This window comes from Psychrobacter maritimus (genome assembly GCF_904846345.1).
Lineage (GTDB): Bacteria > Pseudomonadota > Gammaproteobacteria > Pseudomonadales > Moraxellaceae > Psychrobacter > Psychrobacter maritimus.
In genome coordinates, this window is the sequence record NZ_CAJHAJ010000013.1 from 18,457 (window position 1) to 39,421 (window position 20,965).

At 43.6% G+C, this 20,965-nt stretch carries 16 protein-coding genes; 9 read left to right on the forward strand and 7 right to left on the reverse strand.

Annotated elements, in window-relative coordinates:
• Positions 1-52: 52 nt before the first annotated feature.
• Positions 53-1,402, reverse strand: coding sequence for a homoserine dehydrogenase (locus tag JMX50_RS12445; RefSeq protein WP_201624697.1), 1,350 nt, complete (start codon positions 1,400-1,402; stop codon positions 53-55).
• A gap of 225 nt (positions 1,403-1,627) precedes the next feature.
• Positions 1,628-2,488 carry a DsbC family protein gene (locus JMX50_RS12450; protein ID WP_201629859.1) on the reverse strand — a complete coding sequence of 287 codons (861 nt, stop codon included), beginning with the start codon at positions 2,486-2,488 and terminating at the stop codon, positions 1,628-1,630.
• 425 nt (positions 2,489-2,913) lie between these two features.
• Here JMX50_RS12450 and JMX50_RS12455 point away from each other — a divergent pair, with 425 nt between their 5' ends.
• Entirely contained in the window at positions 2,914-3,837 is a 924-nt protein-coding gene (locus JMX50_RS12455; protein ID WP_201629866.1) for a DUF808 domain-containing protein, read from the forward strand.
• A gap of 182 nt (positions 3,838-4,019) precedes the next feature.
• Here JMX50_RS12455 and JMX50_RS12460 read toward each other — a convergent pair whose 3' ends face one another.
• On the reverse strand, positions 4,020-8,405 hold the full coding sequence (locus JMX50_RS12460) for an Rne/Rng family ribonuclease (RefSeq protein ID WP_201629868.1): 4,386 nt from the start codon (positions 8,403-8,405) through the stop codon (positions 4,020-4,022).
• A 1,262-nt stretch (positions 8,406-9,667) separates the two neighbouring features.
• On the opposite strand from JMX50_RS12460, the gene JMX50_RS12465 reads away from it, so the two are divergent.
• Together JMX50_RS12465 and JMX50_RS12470 are read left to right on the forward strand one after the other, a co-directional pair.
• Positions 9,668-10,678: an RluA family pseudouridine synthase gene (locus JMX50_RS12465; protein ID WP_201562370.1), complete on the forward strand. Its 1,011-nt coding sequence runs from the start codon at positions 9,668-9,670 to the stop codon at positions 10,676-10,678.
• A gap of 154 nt (positions 10,679-10,832) precedes the next feature.
• Positions 10,833-11,543, forward strand: a complete 711-nt coding sequence (locus JMX50_RS12470; RefSeq protein ID WP_201629870.1) for an HAD-IA family hydrolase — start codon at positions 10,833-10,835, stop codon at positions 11,541-11,543.
• A gap of 144 nt (positions 11,544-11,687) precedes the next feature.
• Here the strand turns inward: JMX50_RS12470 and yihA are convergent, their stop codons facing one another.
• On the reverse strand, positions 11,688-12,503 hold the full coding sequence (yihA, locus tag JMX50_RS12475) for a ribosome biogenesis GTP-binding protein YihA/YsxC (RefSeq protein WP_201629873.1): 816 nt from the start codon (positions 12,501-12,503) through the stop codon (positions 11,688-11,690).
• A gap of 408 nt (positions 12,504-12,911) precedes the next feature.
• Between yihA and JMX50_RS12480 the strand changes: the two genes are divergently transcribed.
• The 4 genes from JMX50_RS12480 (at position 12,912) to JMX50_RS12495 (ending at position 16,072) form a co-directional block, all read left to right on the forward strand.
• Positions 12,912-13,247 (forward strand): c-type cytochrome, encoded by a 336-nt coding sequence (locus JMX50_RS12480; protein WP_201629875.1) that lies wholly within the window; start codon positions 12,912-12,914, stop codon positions 13,245-13,247.
• Positions 13,248-13,604: 357 nt separating this feature from the next.
• Entirely contained in the window at positions 13,605-14,273 is a 669-nt protein-coding gene (locus tag JMX50_RS12485; protein ID WP_201562362.1) for a c-type cytochrome, read from the forward strand.
• 255 nt (positions 14,274-14,528) lie between these two features.
• A complete protein-coding gene (locus tag JMX50_RS12490) occupies positions 14,529-15,671 on the forward strand; it encodes a hypothetical protein (RefSeq protein ID WP_201629882.1) in 1,143 nt (380 codons plus the stop codon).
• Entirely contained in the window at positions 15,671-16,072 is a 402-nt protein-coding gene (locus JMX50_RS12495; RefSeq protein WP_227671059.1) for an RnfH family protein, read from the forward strand. Before JMX50_RS12490 ends, JMX50_RS12495 begins: the two co-directional genes overlap by 1 nt.
• Before the next feature lie 50 nt (positions 16,073-16,122).
• Here the strand turns inward: JMX50_RS12495 and JMX50_RS12500 are convergent, their stop codons facing one another.
• Positions 16,123-16,542, reverse strand: coding sequence for an outer membrane protein assembly factor BamE (locus tag JMX50_RS12500; RefSeq protein WP_183619781.1), 420 nt, complete (start codon positions 16,540-16,542; stop codon positions 16,123-16,125).
• A gap of 324 nt (positions 16,543-16,866) precedes the next feature.
• Between JMX50_RS12500 and fur the strand changes: the two genes are divergently transcribed.
• Complete coding sequence (gene fur / locus JMX50_RS12505) at positions 16,867-17,301, forward strand: ferric iron uptake transcriptional regulator (protein WP_201562358.1); 435 nt, start codon at positions 16,867-16,869, stop codon at positions 17,299-17,301.
• A 127-nt stretch (positions 17,302-17,428) separates the two neighbouring features.
• On the opposite strand, the gene JMX50_RS12510 is transcribed toward fur, so the two are convergent.
• Both JMX50_RS12510 and JMX50_RS12515 read right to left on the reverse strand, forming a co-directional pair.
• The gene (locus tag JMX50_RS12510; RefSeq protein ID WP_201619098.1) at positions 17,429-18,550 is read right to left on the reverse strand and encodes a PilT/PilU family type 4a pilus ATPase; all 1,122 of its coding nucleotides are present in this window, start codon (positions 18,548-18,550) and stop codon (positions 17,429-17,431) included.
• A 170-nt stretch (positions 18,551-18,720) separates the two neighbouring features.
• Positions 18,721-19,776: a type IV pilus twitching motility protein PilT gene (locus tag JMX50_RS12515; protein WP_149490560.1), complete on the reverse strand. Its 1,056-nt coding sequence runs from the start codon at positions 19,774-19,776 to the stop codon at positions 18,721-18,723.
• A gap of 409 nt (positions 19,777-20,185) precedes the next feature.
• Between JMX50_RS12515 and JMX50_RS12520 the strand changes: the two genes are divergently transcribed.
• Complete coding sequence (locus JMX50_RS12520; RefSeq protein WP_413786839.1) at positions 20,186-20,917, forward strand: YggS family pyridoxal phosphate-dependent enzyme; 732 nt, start codon at positions 20,186-20,188, stop codon at positions 20,915-20,917.
• The last annotated feature ends 48 nt before the right edge of the window (positions 20,918-20,965 follow it).

A 20,965-nucleotide genomic window follows, 5' to 3' on the forward strand; every position in this document is an offset into this window, starting at 1 on the left:
TGATTCGTAGCGGTCTGGCTTAATGAGTCATACAGCTTAAGCGCTGGATAAATTACGCCAGCTCATCTAAGCGGATACGCACTACTTTATCAGTAATAGTATCGAGCTTTTCGATTTTTTCAATGGCAATATTCATCTGACTTTCAACCACAGGTAGCGTCAAGATAATTACCGGCACTTGACCAAGTTTATGGGCAGGTTTTTGTAAAATGGCATCGATATTGATACCCGCATCACTCAAAATGCGCGTGATATCAGCCAATACCCCAGGATTGTCATGCGCATGTACGCGCAGATAATAACCGGTAATCATTTGCTCAGCGCGCAAGATAGGCGTGTCTGATAATTGCTCTGGGATAAAGGCTAAATGTGGCACATGGTGACCATTCGTGCTTTCATTGTTGCTATCTTTACTACCAAGAACACGAACCAAATCCATCACATCAGCCATCACCGCAGAAGCGGTAGCACCTGCACCTGCGCCATCGCCGCAATAGAGCGTTTGTCCAAGCGGATGAGAGTTGACCAGTACCGCATTTTTTACGCCATTGACGTTGGCAAGTAGGGCATTTTGTGGAATAAGCGTCGGGTGGACGCGCAGCTCAATACCCGCCGTACTGTTGTCACCTGAGCCATCGCCTTCACGGCGTACAGCAAAGCCTAAATGCTTGATGCGATAGCCAAGCTCTTCAGCGTAGTTGACGTCTTGCAAAGTAATAGCTGTAATCCCTTCACAGTAAACTTTATCAAACTGTAGCGGAATCCCAAAGGCAATAGAAGCAAGAAGGGCGAGCTTATGAGCAGCATCAATGCCTTCGACATCAAAAGTCGGATCGGCTTCAGCATAACCAAGCTCTTGCGCCTCGGTCAATACGTCGGCAAACGGGCGACCTTTATCACGCATTTCAGTCATGATAAAATTGCCAGTACCATTAATGATACCCGCTAACCACTCAATCTTATTGGCAGCAAGGCCTTCGCGCATGACTTTAATAATTGGGATACCGCCTGCCACTGCTGCTTCATAAGCAACATGTACGTTATGGGCTTCCGCAAAGGCAAAAATCTCATTGCCGTGTTCAGCGAGCAGCGCTTTATTGGCGGTGACCACATGTTTGCCGTTTTTGATGGCATGCATAATCACGTCTTTAGCCAGCGTCGTACCGCCAATCACTTCGATGACAATATCGACATTGTCACTGGCAGCGGCTGCCATCAAGTCACTGTTTTGAATAATGTTCGGATCGATATCATCGCGCTGACGACGGGTACCGACTTCGGTAATCACAATATCGCGTCCGCTACGGCGTTTTAACTCATCTAAATTATCATTGATTAGGTTGATCACGCCCGTTCCGACGGTGCCGAGACCAAGTATCGCTAGTTTGATGGATTTGCTCACAGTATCCTCAAGAGATTATAGAGTTGGATAAGAATGCTTCTATACAGGCTCTTACATAAAAACGCTGATATAAAAGGGTTGATATAAAGAGTGCTGATATAAGGAAGAACGGTATAAAAATATACGACTAATATCGCCAAGCGCTTTATCGTATCATACCGACAAGCGCTTGTGGCGTCTACCCAAACTCACTGTCGCCAAAGTCAATAATATCAGGGCAAACGACTAGCTGGCATCAATCGCTGTTTGTGCCAATTGTGCAGCCGGTAAATAACCACCGATTTGTTGTCCAGACTCGGTAAAGATAGCGGGTGTACCACGGACGCCCAGTGCCATACCAAGCTCGATTTGCGATTTTACCGGACTATTACAGCTAGGGGCTTGGACGTTAGCACCCATTTTTGCCTGATCCATCGCCGCATTACGGTCTTCACTACACCAGATGGCTTCCATCTTTGGAATGCTGCCTTCGCTGCGCGGCCATGCCAAATAACGCACTTCAATACCACGCGCATTGATGTCATCTATCTCTTCATGAAGCTTAGTGCAATAAGGACAATCGGCATCGGTAAAGGAATACACGACAGATTTGGTTTCGCCTTTAGCAGGATAAATAATCATGTCTTTTTTGTCGACTGCTTTTAGCGCTTCTTGCGCGGTTTTGGCAACCAAAGCGCCACTGATATCAACCGGTGCTTCTGCGCCAACGGCGATGATTTGCCCTTGGATAATGTGTTTGCCAGATTTATCGGTAAAGAAAGAAGGTAAGCCCGATGCCGTTACCCAGTAAATATCTTTCATGTCCGTTGGTACGGCTGAAAGAATGTTTTCTTCAATGCCTGAAGCTTTTAGGTTTGCTTGTAAGGATTTTACCACTGCTGAATCACTATCGGCTGCCACCTGCGCGGTACTGACTTTGGCTTCTGCACTATTGACGATGCCTGTATTACTGGTTGCATCAGCGGCATTATTAGAGCAGCCCGCCGCAACCACGACTAGCAACGCACCCATCATCATACGAGATAAAGGCTTGCGAGAAAATGCATCACGAGTAGCGGTAGTTTTAGAAAAAGAAGGTAAAAACATAGGGTGTTTCCTTTAGGCAGTCGTGCCTAAGCAAGATATAGATATAAAAAAGAGGGCAGTAAAGGGCAGTAAAAAATGTGTAAACGCTTGCCGCATATTCACTAGATTTTGTTATCAGGGCCATATATTGCAATGGTGATATACAATTTATTGATAATAAAAGATAAGTGGCAATAGCTGTCATATTAGCATATTTTTATAAATAACCACTAAAGGTGAGTTTTAGCATTGTCAAATCTACAATTTATAGATAAATGTTACAACAAGAGAAATAAAATACATTTGCACTATTTCATCTCGGCTTATGTCTAGGTAGGCTACTATTTATAACCGTTTCTTATAAGCTATCTCTCAATTAAACTATGTCTAAATTATTTACTAAAACAATTTTTCTAATTTTCTTTCTAATTTTCTAAGGAGCCCATATGGCAGGTGCCAGTTTATTAACCCTACTTGATGATATCAGCGTGATATTAGATGATGTGTCGGTCATGACTAAGGTCGCCGCCAAAAAAACCGCGGGGGTGTTGGGTGATGATTTGGCATTGAATGCTGAGCAGGTCACCGGCGTCAAAGCAAATCGTGAACTGCCAGTGGTCTGGGCGGTCGCCAAAGGCTCGTTTATTAATAAGCTTATCTTGGTGCCGGCGGCCATTCTTATCAGTGCCATTTATCCGCCTTTAATCACGTTTTTGCTTATGTGTGGTGGTCTATTTTTAGTTTATGAGGGTGCTGAAAAGGTTATTCACCGCTTTTGGCCGCATGCTATACCTGATGATGAAGAACAAAATGCGCGCCGGCAAGCCAACGCCGATGAAACGGTCGATTTGGTCGCCTTTGAAAAAGAAAAAATCAAAGGGGCGGTACGTACCGACTTTATTTTATCGGCAGAGATTATCGTCATTGCGCTAGGCGCGACGGCAACGGCTACCTTGTTACAGCGCAGCTTGGTGCTGTCTATTTTAGCCATTGGTATTACCGTTGGTATTTATGGTTTGGTCGCTGGTATCGTTAAAATCGATGACGTGGGCCTACATATGATGGAAAAAGACGGCAAGTTTACTCAAAAAGTCGGTAAGGTTTTATTCGCGGCAGCGCCTAAATTGATGAAGTTTTTATCGATCGCTGGTACTTTGGCGATGTTCTTAGTTGGTGGTGGTATCTTGGTACACGGTATTAATTTTTTACACCATGAAGTTGAAGATATTGCCCATTTAACGGGCATTTTTGAGAGCTTTACCACGGCGTTATTAAATGGTGTTATCGGCTTTATCATTGGAGCTGCTATCGTTGCTCTATTGACGGTAATTAATAAAATACGCAATAAAGACGCGCCTTCTACACATTAATCTTATTCAAGAATTCTGGTTATTAAAGGTTCTGACTATTAGAGAGCCTTATTTATAACAATCGCTGTTGATAAAAACCGCTATTGATAAACAACTACATTGAAGAAGATATAAAAAAGCCCCAAAGTTGCTAACAACTTTGGGGCTTTTACATTTTCTGAAAGACTGTTTATAAAAGGCGATTAGCTCTCGCTATCAGTATCATCAGATTCTGATTTTTCCGCCTGCGTTGGCTTCTTATGCTCAGTCTTCGGCTTACGCGTGCGCGCCTTAGGTACTTTTGGCGTGGTTAAATTAAACATGCCTTTTTGTGGCAACAACTGCTCAGCCACATTTTCAATCATGTTTTTATAACTGGCGATGGTTGTTTTTGACTTCGCTGCTTGAATTTCTTCTTTTGTCGCTGGTTCTGATACTTGTTCAGTTGGCTCAGGCGCTTGCTCAGTTTCGCTTTGCTCGACATCAGAAACGCTGGTTTCAGTATCAGCATCTGCTGTTTTGACTTCTTCCGCCTTCGCTGCTTCAACATCAGATTGCGCCGCGTTTCCTTCTTCTAGTGCTTGCTCAACCTTTAACAGCTGCTCACTATCGGCGCTGACATCGTTTGTCTGACCTTGATTTACAAGCGCATTTGCTTCTACTTTATGGGCATCTACATGAACATCGATGTCGTTGTCGGCAGCTAAAGCGTCATCTGCAGGCGCTTCAGAAGTGGTAACTACAGCTACTTCCTGATAGTCAGGATGCTGACCGCGTGGGTCGTTGCTTGCCCGTTTGCTAATAGCGCGTGGTTCAACGGCTGTTTTACCTTGCGCGGCGGCAAACTGACTGACCGCTTGCGTCATCTTCTCAAAGCGGGCGATATAATCTGCTGCTAAAGGTTGATAACCATAGTTGCTAAAGTTAAATTCTTGATTGGCAGCTTCGCCAGTCACTACTTTAGGCTCATTACTGCTATCGACTTTAACCTTGTCCTCGTCAGTAGTAGCGGCTTGCGCTTGCTCAACATGCAAGGCAATAGCAGCATTAAAGCAGTTGATAACGCCCTCTGCTGCTAAGCGCGCTTGCGCTTCTGGTAGCGTCGCACGGATAAACTCACCAACCGTACCACGGATAGCTGGTACGTTTACAGCGGTTGGCTTGTCTTGCTGATTTGCCTGAGGTATTTCAGCGACCGATTTTTTAGTTATCGGTGTTTGAGCCTGTTGACGACGTACCAGACGTGGGTCATTGCTGGCTTGACCAAACTTATTAGCCGTCACATAGCGCTTAGCAAACAAAGCGTCATGGTTAAGCTCGAACGCTGGTTGCTTGCTATTGCTGGCATCGTCAGCCTTAGCATCAGTGGCAACATCAGAAGCTGTTTCCTGAGCTTTCTCTGTAGCTGCTTCATTTTCAGCAGTGGCATCTACTGGCTTTTGACTTTCCGCTAGCTTTTTGCTATCAGCTGGACGGTCAGTTTTAACATCACTGCTGTTAGACGTTGCTTGCTCATCTGCACCTGCTTCTTTAGCAGCAACTTTTTTAGCGGCGATTTTACTGTCATCTGTAGACTTAGCGTCAGACATTTGCACTTTAGCTTCAGTAGCGCTTGGTTGTGCTTGGTCTGCTTTTGGCTCTGCTATTTTTGCTTCTTCTAGATGAACTGCATCACTGTCAACAGCTTTATCTGTATCGACTTGCTTACTGTTTTTTTCACCGTTATCAACCGATTCACGGCTGTTTTTAGCCGCTTGACTGTCAGTCTTTTGCTCAACAGCTTCCGGCTTGTCTACATTTTTCGGCGTGCTGTCTTCTTGACGTGCTTTCTGCTTATCAGCGTCATTGCTAGCTTTCTCAGCGCCTTGCTTTTCAGGTGCTTGGCGAGTGGCTGCTACAGATTTACTGTCATCTAAAGATAAATGTACCACTTCTGGCGACTTGAGTTCCGTGGCTGCTTCATTGACCTGTAATATAACTTCATTAGGGTCTTGGTTGCGGCGTGAGCTAGATTGGCTTCTACCATTGCCATTATTAGCCTCTTTAGTGCTTAGCTGAGCATTTTGTTGTGCATTGTCAGCGCTTAACGTTTCGCCGCGCTCAAGTTTGCCGCGTGATTGACGTTGGCTATTTGATTTACGCTTAGCACGAGTTTGCTCGTCTGCAGTATTGGCGTTTTTGTCATCAGTATCGGTACGCTCATGACGTTCATTGCCTTTGCTATTTTCGCTGCTCTCATTACCATTGCGAGCGCTGTCTTGACGATTATTGCGATTACGGTCGTTAGGGCGTCTGTTATCCTGCTGACGTTTATCTTGGCTGTTCGATTCTTTGTTATCAGCGCTACTTATGCTGCTGTCTGTCGTATCGCCAGCGACGTTATCACTCGTTTCATCTGACGGCTCTTTTCTTTGGCGCGTCTTAGAAGGGCGTGATTTACGTGGCTTACGTCTTCTTCTTTCTTCAGCATCGTTATTGTCATCAGCTGTGTTGTTAGACGTCTGCTGACGATTGGCGTTTGACGGCTGATTATTAGCTTGTTGATTGCTCTCTTGCGGCGCAGCTGTAGCTTGATTGTTATCAGTAAGCACACTGTTATCAACTTGCCCAAACGAGCCTAAGCTTTGCGCGCCCGTATTGACCAGTGCTTCAATGGCTTCAGCGGCATCACGACTACTGACGCTATGAGTGGTCTGTGCCTGCGGTGCTTGCGCAAATAAATTAGACAACCAAGCAACGGCTTGCGGTTGGGCAGCAGCAACAGGAGCAGTTTGGGTCACTACTGGCGCAGCTGTAGCCACAACAGCCGGTGCACTTTGCGTCGGTGTTTGTGGCTGCGGCGCCCGTGCTGATGAAACATTGCTAGCATTGGCATTGCTACGATGGTCATTGCTATGACTGGTCGTATTCTGCTGCTGGCTCGGCGCACTTTGCTGGGTATTGGCGCTCGTATTCGCTTGACTGTTATTACCGTTATTATTACTGCTGTTATCGGCTATTTGGCGTGGCTGGCGCGTCGGCTGCTGCTCAGGACGCTCTTTTTCAGCGGTTTGCCAGTCAACTTCATAACCCAAATCGCTATGTTCTTGGGCTGTATCCGTAATACGCTCATAGCTTGATGGGGCAAAACCGTCACGGTTAAAGTGTAGCTTAAAGTTTGGCGATTCTAAATGCGCATGCGGCAAGATAGTAATACGCGTACCACTGTCTTGCTCAAGGTAGACCAAGGCATCGCGCTTTTCATTTAATAAGAAAGCAGCGATATCCGTTGGGACTTCTGCCTGTACTTCACCTTGACGTTCTTTAAGAGCGATTTGCTCAATTTGACGCATAATCGATAGTGATAATGAACGCAAATCACGAATCATGCCATTACCATGACAGCGTGGGCAGATATAGCCAGTCGATTCTTCTAATGATGGGCGCAGGCGCTGACGGCTCATCTCCATCAAACCAAATTTAGAGATATCACCGAACTGTACGCGGGCGCGGTCATATTTGGTGGCATCGACTAAACGTTTTTCAACTTCTTTTTGGTGCTTATTGTCATTCATATCGATGAAATCAATGACAATCAAGCCGCCCATATCACGCAAGCGCAATTGACGGGCAATCTCATCGGCAGCTTCTAAATTGGTATGATAAGCAGTTTCAGCAACGTCAGAGCCTTTGGTTGACTTGGCTGAGTTGATATCGATAGACACCAAGGCTTCAGTTTGGTCAATAACGATTGAGCCACCTGATGGCAAACGTACTTCACGTTGATAGGCCGTTTCGATTTGTTTTTCGATATTAAAGCGCGAAAACATTGGCTCATAATCGGTATATTTACGTAGCTTTTCAGCTTGTTTTGGCATCACCGCGTCGATAAAACCTGCCGCTTCGATATAAGCGTTTTCGTTATCAATCCAAATCTCAGCAATATCATCACGTAGATAATCACGCACGGCGCGCGTCACGACGCCAGCTTCTTGATGTACCAAACGCGGTGAAGGATATTTTTGATTTTGTTCTTGGATGGCTTGCCAGATATTAAGCAAGTGATTTAAGTCATGCTGCAAGTCTTCTTGGGTTTTGCCAATACCAGCAGTACGAATGATAACGCTCATGCCTTTTGGCAAATCTAAGCTGCCAAGCATACGCTTCATATCTTCACGCAATTTACCCGAGATTTGACGTGAAATACCGCCGCCACGAGGGTTGTTTGGCATTAACACCAAATAACGACCTGCTAGTGACACGTAAGTTGATAAAGCCGCGCCTTTATTACCACGCTCTTCTTTTTCAACTTGGACGATGAGCTCATCGCCTTCTTTGATCAGTTTTTTGATGTTTTCATCACGTGGATTGCCGCTTAAATATTCAGCAGAAATTTCACGAATCGGTAAGAAGCCTTGACGCTGTGAGCCATATTCGACAAATACCGCTTCAAGCGATGGCTCGACACGGGTCACATGACCTTTATAAATGTTAGATTTTTTTTGTTCGCGGGTACGGTTTTCTAAATCGAAATCGTAAAGATGATTGCCTTTACAAAGGGCAACACGAATTTCTTCGTTTTGAGTAGCGTTGATTAAAATGCGTTTCATATTAGTATCCTATGAGTACGCAGAACAACGACGAGACAGGCTTTAGGGCAGGGAGGCAAGTGTGGCTAATAATACAATTAGCCTGAGCAGACGTTAATGAGCGGTAGAACGTAAAGCATAAATGCAGTTAAGCGCGCGGGCTTTTCGCAATCGCTTTTTGACCTAAAATGTATTAGCGATAAGGTATGCTAATGTCGGTAACATTCATATAGATAAGATAGGGTGTAAGGCTACTATCTATAGAGTTATTATGAATAGGCTTGTTCTAATGATTAATGCAGGAGCAAGTGAGTGGTCTTTTATTAGCAGTCGTCTTATCCAGTTTGAGGGTCAGCGCACGTTGTAAGGGTGGCGGTGGATAATGACTGAGAGTCAAAAGGTCACAGGTACTAAAAAAGCATCGTGCTGTCACAGTAATCAATCAAGGTCTAGCAATAATATCGCTGTCATTAAGGACTATTATATAAGTGTTATCGTATAAAATAGTGCCGTGCAGCGGTTATCCTTTTAGGTGAAGCAATTGGTCATTCTTTATTTATCGTTCTTTTGGGTATAACGTCAATATATCTGGGGTATCTCAAAGCTAGGTGGCGCTGCTTTCGTCATCAGCGGGGCGTACTTGGCAAACAGAATAAATGACCGGCTTATCGGCACGGTGTCTCTTGTCTATTCTACTTATCGTCCTCTGTTTGACCACCAATACTCAGGCAGCTATCGACAATCAGTTAATGATGCTCGATTCTGGCTCTAAACGACCCATACTTGCTCATCTGCGCGCCTAAAGGACTGGATGATAAATAATTATGTATGATCATAAATAGTTATCAAGGCAAGTCGTGGTTATGCGGTAGTGAGTAAATGTTATGTTGTTATCGTTTGATAAAATGTTTTAAAAATCTATCAAAGCGATGTTGTCTAATGTCACAATATTCTGTAATGATAAACAATCTTATGCTGATAACTTATCTGGTACTAATACTGTTTTGTACTAATAAATGTCAGCGTTGTTCTTACAATTTATGGGGCATTATAGGGTATATCAAGGGATATAACACCCTTAAAATCAGATGAAACACACAAGCGTGGCAGATTTTATAACAGGCAGCGCTTAACTAACCAGTACTGACCAGCAGTAAAAATGGCGCTACACTGTCTGTAACAACGATGAATTATTGTCGCAGCCTCTGCTTAATTGGCGCTCAACATGCTAAACTATAGCAAATCTTTATGTAAATACCTAACTAAAAATGACAAACGACAAAATGACAAACGACGAACCTATCCACGAAGCTCCGGCTATCTTTAATAGCAAAACGCGCCCGCAAAGTGCCGATGACGAAATTAGTAACTTTGAAAAGGTCAACTACCTTGAAGTCACTCGCCATCAGCATGATCAGCGCTTGGACAACTTTTTACTCAATCGTCTAAAAGGCTTGCCTAAACCGCATATCTATAAAATGATTCGCTCGGACGAAGTGCGCGTCAATAATAAACGTTGTAAAGCGCATGACAGATTACAGCGTGAAGACGTCGTACGTATTGCGCCTGTTCAGCTAGCCACCCGTGATAAACCTATTATCAGTACCGAATTTGCCAAGAGTTTATTGGCACGTGTGGTCTACGAAGATGAAGGGTTAATCGTATTGAATAAACCATCGGGCATCGCCGTTCATGGCGGTAGTGGTTTAGATTTTGGTGTTATTGAAGCCATGCGGGAAGTGACGGGCAAAAAGTACTTAGAGCTGATTCATCGTATCGATAAAGATACCTCAGGTCTGCTGATGATTTCTAAGAAACGCTCAGCGTTAAAAGCCTTGCAGCAGCATCTTGTTGATAAGACCATCCAAAAACATTATCTATGTATCGCCAAAGGTCAGCCTGCCCTGAACGAGCAGCGTATTGATGCGCCATTATTGCGCTATACACTGGCTAGTGGTGAGCGCCGCGTAAAAGTAGATGCACAAGATGCCCAAGCTAAAGAAAGTCAGACAGATATTATCGTTCATGGTCGCTTTATGCTGGCCAATCAGCCAGTCAGTTTGATTGAAGCTAAGCCATTGACCGGTCGTACCCATCAAATCCGCGTGCATTTGGCGCATATTGGTCATGCTATCTTAGGTGATGATAAATACAACGTGCATGACAAGTCTGGCGTGCATCGTCTGTGCTTGCATGCGTGGCGTTTGGATATTCCCGGCTATGAGACCATTACTGCGCCATTACCAGATGAGATGGTAGCTTGGTTGCCAGCTGACATTAAACTACCTGAATAAGCTTAAATGACTGATATTCCATTCTCAGTTTTTATATTAATATTCAAGATGAAGCACAAACGTCACAGTAACTTATAAGGGCATGTTTTAGCCAAATAAGTGACCGTGACGTTTTCACATCCGCCATTTACGATGAATCGTTAAGGGTTAGTCCATGACAACAGCAGCACTCGCTCATGCATTAGCAGCAAATACTTCTGATTTAGCAGCCGAGCATCACTTAGCAGATAAAACGCTGATTATTTTTGATTGGGATGGCACTTTGATGGATTCGATTGGCTTAATCGTTGAGTCAATGCATGTGGCAGGCGAGGCGCATGGCTTTACTACCACCGATCAGGCCGTCAAAGACATCATCGGCCTGAGCTTGATGCATGGCATTGAGATTTTATATCCGCAAGCAACCGCTGCGCAGAAGCTAGCGATTCAGCAAAGTTATGCGGATTATTATATTCCGAGCAGCCATCGTACGCCGTTTTTTGCGCCTATCGAAACTATGCTGCAAACCTTGCAACAGCAAGATAAGCAGCTGGCGGTCGCCACTGGTAAGAAAAGAAAGGGATTAGATCGGGTGTTAGATGGCTCTGACAGTCATCACTATTTTGCCATCACGCGCTGTGCTGATGAATCAGGCTCAAAACCTGACCCGCAAATGCTCAGCGATATTTTAGATTATACCAAGCAGCCTATCTCGCAGGCGGTATTTATCGGCGACAGTATTTATGATATTCAAATGGCCAACCGTTTGGGCATGACCAGTATTGCGGTCAATTATGGTACGGCGTCGAGTAGCGAGCTTGCTGCCGAGCAGCCAACTTATCAAGTAGATACCCCGCAAGCATTGGCTGAGCTATTGTGTGCTTAAATAAGCATTCGTTTAAATGGTAAAAGAGGGTCATAAAAATCAAAAAGAGTTTATCGTTGTTAGCGATAAACTCTTTTTGGCTGAAACTGTGACTGGTTAAAAACTATAACTGACAAAAACCGTGACTGGCGAAAACCATGAGGTTTACTCGCCGTCTTTTTCAGCACTGTCCTTTTCAATATTATCTTTTTCAGCACTATCTTTCTCAACGTTGCCTGTTTGAGCAGCGTCCTTTGCAATCGCGTCTTCTAGCTCAGCACCTTCTAGCAAGGCAAAAGAGGATTCAATAATTTTATTGGCATCCAGCTGATACTCATACCAGTTGCCCATGACGCCTGCCAATTCATCAAGCCCTTCTTTTCTTAACGCTGAAAATAGCTGAATGGTACAGTTTAAGCCCAATTGCTTCAGTCTTTTACGGGTATTCAGTAGCGCGTTTTTAGAGGCACCATATTTAAGCTTATCGGCTTTGGTCAGCAAGATATGCACTGGCAGATCGCCATCTTTTGCCCAATGCAGCATTTGCTCATCAAAGAACTTCAGTGGATGACGAATATCTGACATCAACACCAAACCTGCAAGGCTTGAGCGCGATACGAGATATTCCTCTAACTCAACCTGCCATTCTTTTTTCATCTCAAGCGGTACGGCCGCATAACCATAGCCGGGCAAATCAACCAAACGTCTATCACTATCGCCAATACTAAAAAAGTTAATCATCTGCGTACGGCCAGGCGTTTTAGACGAGCGTGCCAATTGACGCTGATTGGTCAGTGCATTAATAGCAGATGATTTACCAGCGTTTGAACGTCCAGCAAAGGCAATCTCTAATCCAACATCAGGCGGACAAAGGCGAAAAGTTGGCGCAGACATGAGAAATTCAGTTTGCTGAATGCGTTGACGGGCTTTGGTATTAAAAGCCGCGTGTTCAGCGGCGACATCTTTGAACGGGGTACTCATAAGTGACTCATTAATCTTGAAAAATTGGATACGGTAATAAAAGTTTTTGAATTAAGCAGTGCTTACAGCAGCGTATGGAATAGGTGCGCGGCAAAAATAAGACTTCAATCATATAAGGGTTTTAGGATACCGCCTATTCTATACTATTACGGCGCTTAGTTATTGAAATAACGGCCATTACCCTTATATTAATTACAGACTATTGGCGGCATAGTCTTAAAATGACTTTCAAGTAAATCGGCTCTTAGGGCAGTCTTCTGCCTCATGAGCAGCCGTTAACAAAGCTAAACTATATTTATATATATTAATACGACATATATTGTTACAATCTTTAGTCAGACAGATTGAATGAAAGACGTTTAATAAAATTATTGATTAAGCGAATGAAGAAACGATGTGAGGTGTCCCATGTTCTCAATCACCACAACAGTTGCCAAAAGCTATCGCTTATTAGCCAGTACGGCAACCGCGCTCATAATTGGCACCGCGATGCTAAGTACTGCCAGTGCGGCTGATATTGCAACGTCCTATAATAACTCATGTGCTGCTTGTCACGATAGTGGCGCGCTCAATGCCATTAAAAAAGGCGACAGTGCCAAATGGCAACAGCTCATCAAACAAAAGGGCATGCCTGCGCTGATTAAATCGGTGAAAAGTGGCATGATTCAAATGCCCGCCGGTGGATTGTGCACAGATTGCAGCGATGCTGATTACCGTAAACTTATCGAATATATGAGTAAATAGCGTTCAACCCGTGCATAGGTCATACCTAAGTTATAAAGCTATCCATCATTGTTTATAAAAATATATAAGGCGCAAGGCTACTAAACCTTTTGCGCTTTTTTGTTTTTATGAAGTAGGTGATTAGGATATGAATAGAAAAAATCCCCAATGCTACGATTAAGTAGGCAAATAGTAAAAAGTCTTGCTATAATAATCCAAAATAAACCCTGATATTAGTAAGTACTTTCGGGCTGCTTGTGATAAAGACCGCAGAATATATGGCTTAGCTGGCTAAATGATGGCTCTGTATATTTTGTGTCTCTAAATAATGCAATCATGCTAGATAATGCTTACGCCGAGTTAGTAGGATTTGTATCAATGAAAAAGTTAATCGCTGCCGCCAGCTTATGTGTTGCAAGTTTCAGCGTACAAGCTGCTATCACTGTTCCTGAATATGATCTTAACGCTGGTAAACAAGTCGCAGAAACGGTCTGTGCTGCTTGTCACGGTGTTAATGGTGTGAGTCCTATACCAGCCCAGCCAAATCTTGGCGGTCAAAACGTGAAGTACTTATACAAACAATTGGTTGATTTTAAATCGGGCTATCGTAAAAACGGTATCATGCAATCACAAGTTGCCAATTTATCTCAGCAAGATTTGGCCAACGTGTCAGGATATTATGCGAGCCAAAAACCTTGGGGTGTGGCATTCGGTAATCCTGCAACCACGCAAGAAGCGACTAAGCTGTTTTTAGGCGGCGATAAGACACGCGGTGTCATCGGTTGTGCAGGTTGTCATGGTCCAGATGCAGCGGGTAACGCTTGGGCTGCATTTCCACGTTTAGGTGGACAGCATGCTGAATATATCGCCACTCAATTAAAGCTTTTCCGTGCGGCTGGTCGTGTAGATGATATCGACAGCGATGAGCAAAAACGTGTCAACGATGCGGCAAAAGAAGGTGAGATGGGCATGATGCAAACCGTTGCTTCAAAACTGTCTGATCGCGATATTCGCATCTTGTCAGATTATGTGAGTGCTATCCACTAATTTGTTGCATGTTTAAATGAAATACTAACTTATGTACTTTCATGCAGCCGTTATGCTTTAGCTATTAAACCCCGATTTCGGGGTTTTTTTATAACTGTCAGTCCTTATATAACTTGCATAATCTTTTATAAAACTTGTACAAGGTAAGTCGCCTGTATACACAGCTATATATAAAGCTAATAGAAAAAATATCGGCGCTTATCAGGGCTTTATATCATTAAATGTTATTCACTTTGAATCGCTTGGATTTAAATTATGATGATTCGCTATGCTTCTTACTTTATCGCCGCGCTGCTGCCGCTATTACTGTTTCGTTGGTTTGCACCCGCATCTATAGGTGAGATCGATTTCTGGTTGCTTTGGCTATTAGCTATGGTGCTGGTCTCATTACCGGTCGTGTATGCTGAGATTGCCTTGGCCTATCGTAGTGCCGAGGCGCCTTTAGCGGGTATGCAAAAGCTTACGCGCGAGGCAGATGCCAGCTCTTTATGGCGCGGTTTTGGTTGGCTCGCCGCATTAGTGTCCATTATTATTGCAGCACTGGTCATATCTGGTGCAAGTACTGGTATTTTAGCCGCTCTAACCGAATTAAATAGCGCACCTGATGTGCCAAGCTTTGCTATTGCCGCAGGCCTAATGGTCATTGCTGTCTTATTAAGCTTACTGGGCGTCGCACCTTTACCGATTGGCTTGGGTTTAATGCTGATAGGCTTGCTGCTAGGAGTGGCAAACGGTTTACCAAATGTTGCTTTTGCGATGACCGATGTCAGCTTAAGTGAGTGGGCACGTGCTGTTGCCTTGGCATTGGTCAGTGTGGGTGCAGGTACTGGTTTATATTGGTTTGGTCAGCATTTAGTCAGCAAGCAAGCCGTTACTGCGGTCGGGGTGGATAATCATAACGCCCAAAAACCTTCTCGCCATCATGCTGAGCAAGAATATCGGGCAACCAAGCTTGTCCTACCGATTTGGATATTACAGCTGGTGGTTGGTGTTGTCGCATTATTTATCAGCGGTATGGCGTTGCCACCGATTGGGCAGCTGCTATATTGGGTCGGCGTATTGTTTGTGGCCAGCTACTTACTACACTATAGCACGCAGCAATTGGCGTATAAATTTGGCTTATTGGTCAGTGTGCTATTAACCTTTGTGCTAGCCCTGCTGCTAGTAGTTGCGATACCGACCAATTGGCTGGTTGGCATTTTGGTGATTATCAGTAGTATCGCCGTGTTATTACTGTCGGTTTTTGCCGGTTGGCAGATGAAAATCAGCCATTTGCGTAAGTCTTTAAACTTTGGCAATGAAGCTTTTTATAACTTATGGCGGGTTGCGATACGCTTGATTGTGCCATTGGCATTACTGTTAGCGTTAATCGGTTGGGTGCTGCAGTGGTTAAGCTAATGAACGCTGCTAATAACCATGCAGCTGATAGCGGTGAAGCTAGCAACAGTGAAGCTAATATTAATATGTCTCAAGCTGAACAAAGCAATTTGATGACGGTATATCTGGCGTATGCCGAAGAAGCAGAGCGTCAGCATTACCTAACCGTTAAAGTCAGTCAAGGTACTACTTTATATGAGGCTTTGGCGCAAGTGGGTTGGCTGGCACAGTTTGAAGAGCTGGAAAAATGGTGCGAACAAGCGGCTGATATGACGACGCCAACGGCTAAGCGTTGGCGTGTCGGGGTATATGCACAAAAGCAGCCACTAAATTATATATTGCAGCCTTTTGATCGGGTAGAGGTATATCGCAGCTTAAGCGCTGATCCTATGTCTCAGCGCAAAAATAAATCTCGGGGTTAACCGTCAGTCGCTATGATTTGCTAGCTAGTCGTTATGGTTTTCGAGCAGATTTACGACGCCGGTAAGCTGTCAATACCTTCGATACGAGTGACTATACCATTATCATCAAAATAGACAATTAAATGCTGGCTGGCATTTTTAACATCGGCGATACCTTTGCGGCGACCTTCTGTCCCTGCTTTATAATCGTAAATATAATCCCAGCGCTTAGGCTCTAATGTATCTTTAATTGCCGGACTGCCAAGAATATAAAGTACCTGATTTTGATTCATACCCACTTGTAGTTTTTGTGCTTGGGTTTGGGTAATGGCGGTACCTTGTGGCAAATCAATCTTATACACACTTAGTAATGAGCAGCCAGACATAGCGACAGCGGCACTAAGCATACTGGTAATGGCAATCTTGCGTACTGCGCTTGCAGAGCTTAACGAACGAAAATTCAATGTCTTTATCATGGTAAGATGACTCATAAAAAATGGGTTAGGCGCAGCTAAGAACCGATAAGGCTGGTCTTGCAGGCAATCTTGGACAAATGATACGTCATTTACTTGCAATTGCCTACCACTTACGACATTATTTACCAAACGCTATCTGGCGGTATTTATTATTTATATTTTAAATTCATAGACTTGGCGTCAAATTTTTATAAAAAATTGCTCTAGAAATTCGCCTAAGAGTGGCTAGGTTTTTATGGCTGATATTTTTTTATCCGCTATTATTACTCATGATTAATGATTTTTAACTCGTGTTTTTTGAATTTATTTGCTAAGACTTTCATAGTCAGAAGGGATATTATGGCTTCTTTTACCAATCAAGACTTACGTAAAGCGGGTTTGAAAGTAACGTTACCGCGTATCAAAATTTTAGAGCTGCTTGAAAGCGCAGAGCTGCATCATATGAGTGCAGAAGAGGTGTACAAGGCGCTGATTGAGCAAGGTGAGGATGTGGGTCTCGCCACCGTTTATCGCGTGCTGACGCAGTTTGAGCAAGCGGGTATCGTTGAGCGTCATAACTTTGAAAACAATCTATCGGTATTTGAGATTACCCAAGAAGAGCATCACGATCATCTGGTTTGTGATGTCTGCGGTAAGATTATCGAATTCCATAATGAAATCATCGAAGAAGAGCAGACCAAAGTAGCAGCAGAGCATGGCTTTAAGCTATCTGGTCATTCTTTAGTACTCTACGGTATTTGTGATAATCAGGCTTGCAAAGACAACGCAAAATAAGCGTTTCAAAAAAATAGCTGATACTGCTAATTTTAAAGCCATAAAAAAGCCCTCACATTCGATGAGGGCTTTTTTATGGAAAATACTGAATAAATTAATAAGTAGGATCAAGCTAAGTAATATAAAGCTAGGTAATATCTAGCGATAAACTATCAGCGCCTTCATCTAAATTGGCGGTGCCATTTTTATTGCTCAATTTGATTTTTAAGCGCAAATCATTAGGAGAGTCGGCGTGCAGAATGGCTTCTTTATAGGTGATTTCGCCCTGTTCATACAAATCAAACAGCGCTTGGTCAAAGGTCTGCATACCACTCTCGCGTGAGCGCGTCATCACATCTTTGATTTCATGAACCTCACCCTTACGGATATAGTCACTAATCAGCTGTGAGTTTAATAAAATCTCAATAGCAGCGCGGCGTCCTTTGCCATCAGGCGTTGGAATCAGTTGCTGAGCGATAATAGCTTGTAAGTTCAGTGATAAATCCATAAACAACTGATTATGGCGACTGGTTTCAAAGAAGTGAATAATACGGTCAATAGCTTGGTTGGCGTTATTGGCGTGTAAGGTGGCAAAGACCAAATGTCCGGTCTCAGCATATTGAATCGCATAGCTCATGACCTCGCGGTTACGAATCTCGCCAATCAAAATAACATCAGGCGCTTGGCGTAAGGTGTTTTTCAGCCCTGCTTCAAAAGAGTGGGTGTCGATACCGACTTCACGCTGAGTAATGATACAACCGCGATGCTTATGGACAAACTCGATAGGATCTTCGATGGTAATAATATGACCGTGTGAGTTCTGGTTACGATGCCCAATCATTGCCGCAAGGGTGGTGGATTTACCGGTACCCGTTGCACCAACCAGCAAGATAATACCGCGCTTTTTCATCGCCAGCTCTTTTAACGCTGGTGGCAGGCGCAGTTCTTCAACCGTTGGGATTTTATTCTCAATTTTCCGTAAAATCATTCCCGCCATGTCGCGCTGGATAAAGGCACTAACCCGAAAACGCGCTTGCTGAGCTTGGTCTGTAATCGCAAACTGACACTCATTGGTTTCGTCGAATTCTTTTTGTTGGCTTGGCGTCATCACGCCTTTAACCAATCTCATAGTTTGCTCAGCCGTTAACGGCGTTTTGCCCACGGGCAAAATTTTGCCATTAATTTTCATGGATGGCGCAACGTCAGCGGTAATAAAAAGGTCAGAGCCGTTTTTATTGATCATTAACTGTAAAAGTTTATCAATGTCCATAACGTACCTACACTTGGAATATATAGATTAAAAGGTGCTTCAATAAACTTTTAAAGACTGCCAATAACGACCATTAAAAATGAATAAAGCCGATTAAAAATCTATGATTGTCAATTTGTAATGTTATCAAAACTTAGTGCTACAAGGGTTTAGTCTTCTAAACACCAGTACTAAATAAACGCCTCAGGCTGCTTAGCATAAGGACGTGCAACATCTTTGCTAATAGTACCTTTTGAGACAAGATTTTTAAGCGTTTGGTCAAGGGTAATCATGCCATCACCAGCACCCGTCTGAATAGAGGAGTACATCTGAGCGATTTTATTCTCACGTATCAAGTTACGAATAGCAGGCGTGCCTAGCATAATCTCATGCGCAGCAATTCGTCCGCCGGTTTGACGACGCAAAAGAGTCTGTGAGATGACCGCTTGCAACGATTCTGAAAGCATCGCTCGAATCATGTCTTTTTCAGCAGCAGGGAAGACGTCAATCACACGGTCAATGGTTTTTGCCGCTGAGCTGGTGTGCAAAGTACCAAAGACCAAGTGTCCCGTTTCAGCGGCTGTCAAGGCTAAGCGAATAGTCTCAAGGTCACGTAGCTCACCAACGAGGATAACGTCTGGATCTTCACGTAACGCAGAACGCAACGCAGGCTCGAAACCTAAAGTATCGCGGTGGACTTCACGTTGGTTAATCAAGCTCTTTTTAGACTCGTGGACAAATTCAATCGGGTCTTCAATGGTTAAAATATGCTCTTTACGCGTTTCATTGATATAGTCAATCATGGCTGCCAGCGTGGTAGACTTCCCTGAACCCGTCGGACCTGTAACCAATACTACGCCGCGTTTAAAGTCAGACACACGTTTGAAAACCTCGCCCATACCCAAGTCTTCCATGGTAAGGACTTTAGAGGGAATGGTACGAAAGACCGCGCCTGCACCGCGATTTTGGTTAAAAGCGTTAACACGAAAGCGCGCTAAATTTGGAATCTCAAAAGAGAAATCGGTCTCAAAAAACTCTTCAAAGTCGGCACGCTGCTTATCATTCATGATGTCATAAATCAGCTGATGCACGACCTGATGGCTCATCTCTGGCATATTGATACGGGTCATCTCACCATCGACACGAATCATCGCTGGCATACCGGCTGAAATATGTAAATCTGAGGCTTTATGCTTGACCGTAAAGCGCAGCAAGTCTTCGATGCTTAAGTTATTCTTTTCAGCCATAATCGGATATTCCTATCAATAAATAAGGGTGAGCCAAAAAGCGTATAGAATGTATAACGTATACTTATTCTATAACGCCATCTAAGCCAATTATCTTAAAAATATGTTGATCTTCGCTGTATTTGTTACCATTACTACTGTCTTTAGTAGTAAATGTTAGACCATGTAACAATATCATAACAAGACTATGGCTATTTAACCATCTACTATATAAATAAAATGCAAAAATAGTTCAGTAATTCTTGGTTTTATGAATATTGATTTATTATTTCTCTATTAAAAGAGTATTTATCAAAAGTTAAAATGACTTATAAAAATAATGATCTAAGACAATAGCATCCTTTATCCCTGTGAGCCTTTTATGAACGATATCTTTAAGCAAACCCATAAAAATAATATTCCTACTGTTGTGACTGCATTTGATACGCAAAATGAGGAAGGTAACATCGAGAATATAAATCTAATTGAAAGTTGGCAGCAGGTTAATAAACAGGTGGCGCAGGCGTGTGCCCAAGCGCCAAGGCAGCATAATGCGGTCACCTTACTGGCGGTATCCAAAACCAAGCCTGCTGAGATGATCGTAACATTAGCGCGGCAAGGGCAGCGTGATTTTGGTGAAAATTATCTGCAAGAGGCGCTTGAAAAAATACAAGTTTTACGAGAACAGCCAGAATGCAAACCTATCATTTGGCATTATATTGGCAGCATTCAGCGTAATAAGACCCGTGATATTGCTGAGAATTTTGATTGGGTGCAAACGCTGGAGCGCGAGATTATTGCCAAGCGCCTCAATGAGCAACGCCCAGCTGAACTGCCGCCGCTTAATGTTCTGATACAAGTCAATATCGATAATGAAGACAGCAAGTCCGGCTGTTTGCCAGCCGAATTGCCCGCATTGATATCTGCCATTAAACATTACGAGCGCTTGCAACTGCGTGGTTTGATGATTATTCCGGCGAAAGCCAACACCGATGCCTTTGCTCGAACCAAGCAGTTATTTGAAGATATCAAGATTGAGCATCCAGAGTTACCGCAGTGGGATACGCTGAGCATGGGCATGAGTGGTGACATGGGTGAAGCCATTGCCAATGGCTCGACCATGGTACGCGTCGGCACGGCAATATTTGGCGCGCGTGCCTGATTTTGAGCTTGTTATTAATTGACTGTTAAAGCATTAAACTACTAAGCT

What these genes read in the sequence shown, in the direction of transcription:
- JMX50_RS12480 (WP_201629875.1), top strand. Translation starts at nt 12,912, where the DNA reads ATGTTCTCAATCACCACAACAGTTGCCAAAAGCTATCGCTTATTAGCC.
- JMX50_RS12465 (WP_201562370.1), top strand. Translation starts at nt 9,668, where the DNA reads ATGACAAACGACGAACCTATCCACGAAGCTCCGGCTATCTTTAATAGC.
- JMX50_RS12455 (WP_201629866.1), top strand. Translation starts at nt 2,914, where the DNA reads ATGGCAGGTGCCAGTTTATTAACCCTACTTGATGATATCAGCGTGATA.
- JMX50_RS12460 (WP_201629868.1), bottom strand. Translation starts at nt 8,405, where the DNA reads ATGAAACGCATTTTAATCAACGCTACTCAAAACGAAGAAATTCGTGTT.
- JMX50_RS12490 (WP_201629882.1), top strand. Translation starts at nt 14,529, where the DNA reads ATGATGATTCGCTATGCTTCTTACTTTATCGCCGCGCTGCTGCCGCTA.
- JMX50_RS12450 (WP_201629859.1), bottom strand. Translation starts at nt 2,488, where the DNA reads ATGTTTTTACCTTCTTTTTCTAAAACTACCGCTACTCGTGATGCATTT.
- yihA (WP_201629873.1), bottom strand. Translation starts at nt 12,503, where the DNA reads ATGAGTACCCCGTTCAAAGATGTCGCCGCTGAACACGCGGCTTTTAAT.
- JMX50_RS12495 (WP_227671059.1), top strand. Translation starts at nt 15,671, where the DNA reads ATGAACGCTGCTAATAACCATGCAGCTGATAGCGGTGAAGCTAGCAAC.
- JMX50_RS12485 (WP_201562362.1), top strand. Translation starts at nt 13,605, where the DNA reads ATGAAAAAGTTAATCGCTGCCGCCAGCTTATGTGTTGCAAGTTTCAGC.
- JMX50_RS12515 (WP_149490560.1), bottom strand. Translation starts at nt 19,776, where the DNA reads ATGGCTGAAAAGAATAACTTAAGCATCGAAGACTTGCTGCGCTTTACG.
- fur (WP_201562358.1), top strand. Translation starts at nt 16,867, where the DNA reads ATGGCTTCTTTTACCAATCAAGACTTACGTAAAGCGGGTTTGAAAGTA.
- JMX50_RS12500 (WP_183619781.1), bottom strand. Translation starts at nt 16,542, where the DNA reads ATGAGTCATCTTACCATGATAAAGACATTGAATTTTCGTTCGTTAAGC.
- JMX50_RS12510 (WP_201619098.1), bottom strand. Translation starts at nt 18,550, where the DNA reads ATGGACATTGATAAACTTTTACAGTTAATGATCAATAAAAACGGCTCT.
- JMX50_RS12470 (WP_201629870.1), top strand. Translation starts at nt 10,833, where the DNA reads ATGACAACAGCAGCACTCGCTCATGCATTAGCAGCAAATACTTCTGAT.